Annotated in this window: 7 protein-coding genes; 2 read left to right on the forward strand and 5 right to left on the reverse strand. The window is 41.6% G+C overall.

Going from position 1 to position 6,620, the window contains the following annotated elements:
• Positions 1 to 33 precede the first annotated feature (33 nt).
• Both fabA and IQ211_RS09260 read right to left on the reverse strand, forming a co-directional pair.
• Positions 34 to 552 (reverse strand): bifunctional 3-hydroxydecanoyl-ACP dehydratase/trans-2-decenoyl-ACP isomerase, encoded by a 519-nt coding sequence (gene fabA, locus IQ211_RS09255; protein WP_189759272.1) that lies wholly within the window; start codon positions 550 to 552, stop codon positions 34 to 36.
• Between the two features lie 85 nt (positions 553 to 637).
• On the reverse strand, positions 638 to 2,368 hold the full coding sequence (locus tag IQ211_RS09260) for an AAA family ATPase (RefSeq protein ID WP_189759271.1): 1,731 nt from the start codon (positions 2,366 to 2,368) through the stop codon (positions 638 to 640).
• A gap of 207 nt (positions 2,369 to 2,575) precedes the next feature.
• On the opposite strand from IQ211_RS09260, the gene matP reads away from it, so the two are divergent.
• Positions 2,576 to 3,025: a macrodomain Ter protein MatP gene (gene matP, locus IQ211_RS09265; RefSeq protein WP_189759270.1), complete on the forward strand. Its 450-nt coding sequence runs from the start codon at positions 2,576 to 2,578 to the stop codon at positions 3,023 to 3,025.
• 59 nt (positions 3,026 to 3,084) lie between these two features.
• Here matP and ompA read toward each other — a convergent pair whose 3' ends face one another.
• Entirely contained in the window at positions 3,085 to 4,203 is a 1,119-nt protein-coding gene (ompA, locus tag IQ211_RS09270; RefSeq protein ID WP_189759269.1) for a porin OmpA, read from the reverse strand.
• A gap of 356 nt (positions 4,204 to 4,559) precedes the next feature.
• Positions 4,560 to 5,132, reverse strand: a complete 573-nt coding sequence (sulA, locus tag IQ211_RS09275) for an SOS-induced cell division inhibitor SulA (protein ID WP_189759268.1) — start codon at positions 5,130 to 5,132, stop codon at positions 4,560 to 4,562.
• Between the two features lie 240 nt (positions 5,133 to 5,372).
• Between sulA and IQ211_RS09280 the strand changes: the two genes are divergently transcribed.
• On the forward strand, positions 5,373 to 5,996 hold the full coding sequence (locus tag IQ211_RS09280; protein WP_189759267.1) for a TfoX/Sxy family DNA transformation protein: 624 nt from the start codon (positions 5,373 to 5,375) through the stop codon (positions 5,994 to 5,996).
• A gap of 49 nt (positions 5,997 to 6,045) precedes the next feature.
• Here the strand turns inward: IQ211_RS09280 and IQ211_RS09285 are convergent, their stop codons facing one another.
• Positions 6,046 to 6,573, reverse strand: coding sequence for a nucleoside 2-deoxyribosyltransferase (locus IQ211_RS09285; protein ID WP_189759266.1), 528 nt, complete (start codon positions 6,571 to 6,573; stop codon positions 6,046 to 6,048).
• Positions 6,574 to 6,620 lie beyond the last annotated feature (47 nt).

The raw sequence follows: 6,620 nt of genomic DNA on the forward strand, positions 1-6,620 counted from the left end.
AAACACCTCCGCTACTGCGGAGGTAACCGTTGATTAAAAGGCACTAGTATCCTTAAACAAGCCGACTTTCAAATCAGTCGCCGTATAAATCAGTTTGCCATCTACCAGAACTTCACCGTCAGCCAGGCCCATAATTAATTTGCGATTAATGACCCGCTTAAGATTAATGCGATAGGTCACTTTTTTGGCTGTTGGTAATACCTGGCCCGTAAATTTGACTTCTCCAACACCAAGTGCACGGCCTTTACCTTCTCCACCGATCCAGCCCAGGAAGAAACCGACAAGCTGCCACATGGCATCCAGACCAAGACAGCCGGGCATGACAGGATCATTAACAAAATGACAATCGAAAAACCACAACTCAGGGTTGATATCGAGTTCAGCCTCGATATACCCCTTATCGTAAGTACCGCCGGTCTCTGTCATTTTTGTGACACGATCCATCATCAGCATATTACCAGAAGGCAGCGGTGGCCCATTTTCACCAAACAATTTACCTTGCCCAGAGGCTTGAAGTTCTTCTTTCGTGTAGGACTCTTGTTTTTTAAACATATTCTCAGATAGCCTTATAATCATGTAGGGCTAGAGAATAGCGTACACTTGTACGCCCAACAACTCCGATCAGATAACAATGGAGTCAATCTAGCCAGCGGAGAAACCAAGGAAGCCGAGGTCTTTCTTGAATATTAGCTTGTGTAATGCGTTCACGTATTATAGCTAACAAGTGTTCTTTTTGTGGATCATAATACGGAATACCCGTTAACAATGATATCGTTTCAGAAACATGCTCGACTGCCCAAATATGAAATTGCTCATTCTTTACCGCATCAATAACATCTTGATTTAGGCACAAATGTTGGACATTTGCGGTTGGAATAATGACACCCTGATGACCGGTTAGCCCTCGGTAGTGACATATACGGAAGAAACCCTCAATTTTTTCATTGACGCCACCAATAGGTTGGACATAACCAAATTGATCGACAGCACCAGTAACGGCAATTTGCTGATCGATAGGTTGTTGTGACAATGCGCTGATGAGAGCACATAATTCGGCAAGTGAAGCACTGTCCCCGTCTACTTCACCATAGGATTGTTCAAATACAATCGAAGCGGAGAACGGTTGTGGTTGCTCTAATTTCAATTCAGAAATTAAATAAGCCTGCATGATCATCATGCCCTTTGCATGAATATTGCCGCCTAATTCAACCTTGCGTTCTACATCGGTAAATTCTCCATCCCCTAAATGGGCAACACAACTGATACGGGAAGGTTCACCTATTGGATCAGGATGGCCAGGATACTCGAGTACGGATAACCCATTGATTTGACCGATAACTGAACCTTGCGTGTGAATCAAGATCTGGCCTTTCAGCATTTCATCTATGCTGCGTTCAGCCAAATAACTATGACGCCAGATGCGATTATCTTCCGCTTGTTGCAGAGAATGTTTGGAGATCTGCTTTTCCTGCTGATAATTGGCTGCGGCTGCCAATTTTTGCTGTATCCATTGAAGATCCAGAGGTAACCGGAATTGATCTTCTGTGTAACGGGTAGCAAGTTTAATCAACTCAGGCCAGGCATCGCTACTTAATGGCGGCAAGTTTTGTTGCTGAATGATGCCATTAACGTACTGGCACCATCTTGTCAGGTCATCTTCTGCATGGAAGGGCATATCCAGTTCAAATTCGCCATACAACGCGCTGCTTGCGAGTTCAGGTTCAATGGCCTGTAACTCTTCAAGACTGAGCCTGTCACCGACTAAAATCAGACGCAGATCCAATTCCATGGACGGTATCGGCAATGGCAGGGAACGATTTTCATCGTGTGACAGCCAGTCAAAACGGCGCTGAATAATCATCTGCTTGAGACGAACCCACATCAATGGCTGAGAAAGCAGGGTGCGCAGAGGCAAAATCAAAATACCACCATTGACTTGATGGATAAGGCCTGGTTGCAGTTGAAGTATTCCTTGGTGTGTATAGACATTGCCAAATAATTGCTCTGGTTCAATCCATTCGCGGTAAGCCACGCGTTCAGTTGGTGCAAAAATCCCTTCCCCGGAAGCATGCCAAGTGATGGTTTGATGCTCTATCTGGTAATAACCACCGATATTGGGACGGTTCTCCGGCAGCAAAGAAGAAACAGTATTGGATAAAAGAGACAGATAAACATCACTCTCTTCTGCTTTCAGCAGCATAAAAGGTTGACGCAGGGAGGCTTGACAGAAAAGGGATAACCCACTATGCAACCTGGGTTGAACCACATCCACTGTGATGGGGACCAATTCAGCAATAGAATTAAAGAGTGCCTGATAAGGCGCATTGTTTGGCTGTAATGCCTGCCAGTCTAGTTTTATATTCGTCAAAGTGATAGCTACATCATATAGTGAAAAGGGAAACGTTTATTATACAAGATTAGACAATGAACCAACATGCCAGAATTTTGCAAGAAACGACATTTGAGCCAGCGCTTTCGTTGCTTGTAAACTATGCCAATATTCTGTGTTGTCATAGGCAATTTAAAGAAATAGTTGCTATGCTTGATCTAAGTTACGCTGTCACTGAGAGATGAAATGAAATATCAACAATTGGAAAATCTGGAATGTGGCTGGAAATGGGCTTATTTAGCAAAAAAACACCGTGAAGGTGAGCCGATTACTAAATACATTGAAAAAAGTGCTGCGCAAGATGCGATCAATGAATTGATGAATTTAGAACGTGAGCCAGTCAAGGTACTGAAATGGATTGCTCTGCATATGAATCCGGATTTGTCCAACCGAATGAAACAAACGATTCGGGCACGGCGTAAACGTCATTTTAATGCTGAACACCAACACTCGCGTAAGAAATCTATTGATCTGGATTTTCGTGTTTGGCAGCGGCTTTCAGCACTATCCCGACGTCGTGGCAATACCCTGTCAGAAACAATCATACAGCTATTGGAAGATGCTGAATATCGGGAAAAGTATACTCACCAAATGTCGAGTTTGAAGCAAGATCTGGAAGCAATATTAGGAAAATAAGTCTACCGATAAAAAACCCCATTCAAAATGGGGTTTTTTATAAATTGATTAGAATAGCGTTATTGAGCCGCTTTTGGCTGAGTCACAACTTCAGTAGTGCCCTGAATGTTGATGACTACGCGACGATCTGGCGCTAGGCAGTCGATAAGTTTAGAACGGACTTTAATTTTGTCACAGGTAGAGCCAGTGACAGGGTTTTCTTTACCGCGGCCTTCTGCCTGAATACTATCTGCCGGGATACCTTTAGCAACCAGATAATTTACCACAGACTGAGCACGTTTCTGAGACAGTGGCAGGTTGTAATTTTGGCTGCCGATACGGTCAGTGTGACCGACTACCAGAACCTTGCCTTGGGTTGGATCGATTTTAGCCAGGTGGTTATAAAGGTTGTCCAGTTCGTGCTGACCTTCTGCTTTCAGTGTTGATTTGTTGAAATTGAACAGAACATCAGAGCGCAGGGTAAAGCTCTTACTTTCAACAACAGGCGCTGGTGCTGGCACAACTGGAGGTGCTGCTGGGGTAACGACTGGCGCAGCTTCATCTTGTCCGAAACGGTAGGAAACACCCACACTCAGCAGGCCGTTATCTGGGCGGGCACCAACGGTAGTAGCATCACCGATGTTGTTAACCCACTGATAGTCCAGGCGGGTCGCCAGATTTTTGGTCAATGCGTATTCGACACCAATCGCGGCCAGAGGAGAAACACCTTTGTCATCGTTTTTCAGTCTACGTTGATCTTTTGGACCGGTTCCAGCTAATGCATTGGAATTGTAGGTTGCTGAGGAGTCTGCACGCCATAACATACCACCAAGGCGGGTATAAATATCCAGATTGTCCAGCACTGGGTAGCTCAGTTTAGTCGTCAGCTGAATGCCCTGGGCACGGAAAGCACCATTATCAGTGCTACCTTTATAAGCGATGCGCCCTAACCAATCGTAACCTAATTCAAAGCCCAAGTATGGGGTTGCTTGATAGCCGAGATAAGCACCCGCACCTAACTGGTTTTTATGGGGAGAACCGTTGCCAATTCGGTTATCATAACCATTACCGTAGAAATTTACGTCATGGTATTGAGACCAACCCAGCTTAGCGCCGGTATACCAAGTGTTGTCCTTTGGAGCTGCTTGAGCAACAGTTGCGAAAGCTGCTACTGCCACTGCGATAGCTGTCTTTTTCATTTTACGCCTCGTTATCATCCAAATAGGCAATTGGCTTTAAAAGCCTTATTGTTAGCCACTGGTTAAAATGTTCTGTTAGGTTACCATGCTTTAATCAGAAGATGTGTTCTGAAATATAAGAGCGGTAAGCACAATGCCCTAAACTGTGTAAAGTCTACAACGAAGTTAAAAAGTTACAAGTACACTGTGACTCATGACACAAAAAATTTAATTAACGACTGACAAAACATAAGTGTTTTTGACGAATATTTACAATGATTACCGTATTAATATATTGATTTTCATTACAAACAATAATCATTGTCAATGAGTAGCTTATTTTTCGTAAAAAATATTGAGATTAATCCTAATTTAAGTCAATGATAATAGTATGAGTGAATTTGTAGCTTATTCGCTTGTGCTATAAACGGATGTGATAATTTTTGTGGTCGCATAATAAAACCGAGAGTAATACCCCTTTGTGCGGCTATTTGTAGCGTATTTAATTGATATTCTGATAATTCCGGTAACCAACCTAATACAATACTATAATTGCCGCTTGCCAACGCTTTTTCCATGGCACTAATTGAAGCAACAGGACGGATTTGGTTTAGCTGGACAACTTTATTTAAGGGAAGTCCGGTATCTATTAACCATTGGCGGCTTAACTTCTTATTAGGATTTACCCAAAGTAACCAACGATTTTCCTTACCAGACTGGTGCAATAAAGGAAGAAGAATGTGATTAATGACGGGTTGGTGTTCATTGTAAACCAGTTCACTGACCATGCCCTCTATCATGTGTGAGGTGTATTGATGTGGTTGTACAAAAGACACACTTTTCATGGTCATCCCAACCATTTTTTTGTCTGTTTTATGTTCGTTCACTGTTGTGCTGGCTGCTGCTGTTTTTTTCTCAGTGAGAGATTCCCATGCTGATCGGGTGTTCATAATATTCCTCGCCACAATAAACTGTATATTTATACAGTATAGCGATATTTGATTAAAAGCAAGCCTCTTTTTTTCAAAGCGCTTCGCAAAAATTTACAGAAATTAGGATTTTTCGGGCTTAACGATTGGCAGTTGAAAATAGATTGCGTATGGTTTTAATTAGTTGTTCTGGTTATCTATTTTATTAATAGAAGGCATGATTAAACATTACTTTGGAATGTGATTCATGGAGTGATAAAAATGTTTTTATCTGGAGCTCGTTTTGTTCAATTGCAACATGGTGTATCTTCACTGGGAAAGCTTAAGAAGAAATCTCAATTTGGCGGTATTGGCTTATTAATTGATGATGTTTTATTTGCCATCAGTTCTGATGGAGAGCTTTATTTACGAGGGAATAGTCACGCTGAGATATTATTTAAAGCCAAGGGAATGGAAAAATTTATTTATTCAAAAAGAGGAATACCTGTAACATTGCGGTATTACCGTGTTAATGAATCAATTTGGCAGGATCAAACAAAATTATTTGAATATGTAAATTTAGCCTACCAATACACAATGAAAGAAATGATTAATAGACAAAAAATACCACTTAGACTTAAAGATCTCCCTAATTTAGGGATCGTTTTAGAGAGGCAGTTATGGAAAGTAGGTATTTCTAAAGTCGAAGAATTAAGAAGATTAGGGGCAAAAGTGACTTACCTTAAACTCCAGCAGCACAGAAAAAAAACAAATATCAGTTTGTTGCTTGCATTAGCAGGTGCAATAGAAGGCTGCCATGTTGCGGTATTACCAGAAAAATTACGTGATGAACTAATTAGCTGGCACAGCGAGCTGCTTCACTATAATTCAGATAATCAGCCATAATGAGTGAAATTTAGTGAATAGGGGCGTTAGCCCCTACTATATTCTGGTTTCATGCGACGGCTGAAGATTGTGGGGTAATTTTCTTTTCCAGAATAGATTGAATCGTATGGCTTAATATAGCCGGATCATATACAAAATCATTCAGGGAAATATGATGAACTTGAGCAATAGCAGATAAGCCTTTTAATAGATGGCTGGCCGAATTATCAAAGGGTTTTTCGGTGACTAAGATGATTGGACGTCTTAAGGCGGAAGCCCAACCCAATTCAATATGGGTACCATCTGTTCTCATTAACTGTTTCTGTTGGGGGCAAACGGGTAAAATGGCAACAAAAATGTCACATTGTTCCATCCAGTGGCGGTCCCGCTGGGAAACTTCCTCTGGCGTAAATAAGTGTGTTGTTCCGCCAAATTGTTCTGTACGATGGGCTGAAAAAACGTCTGCACCAAGTGACTCCAGATGGTGAATAGCAGATTTAATGTGAACTTGTAAGTTATTGTCTAGTACCCTGAATTTCAATGCGTGTTGGATAGGGCCACCAACAAATACTTTAATATCAGAAAATATTATGGACATAGGTACGCCTCTTATGGAAATAAGCTTTAATATAGTTTGAATAAATG

The sequence above is a fragment of the Xenorhabdus griffiniae genome (assembly GCF_015163655.1).
GTDB classification, from domain to species: domain Bacteria; phylum Pseudomonadota; class Gammaproteobacteria; order Enterobacterales; family Enterobacteriaceae; genus Xenorhabdus; species Xenorhabdus griffiniae.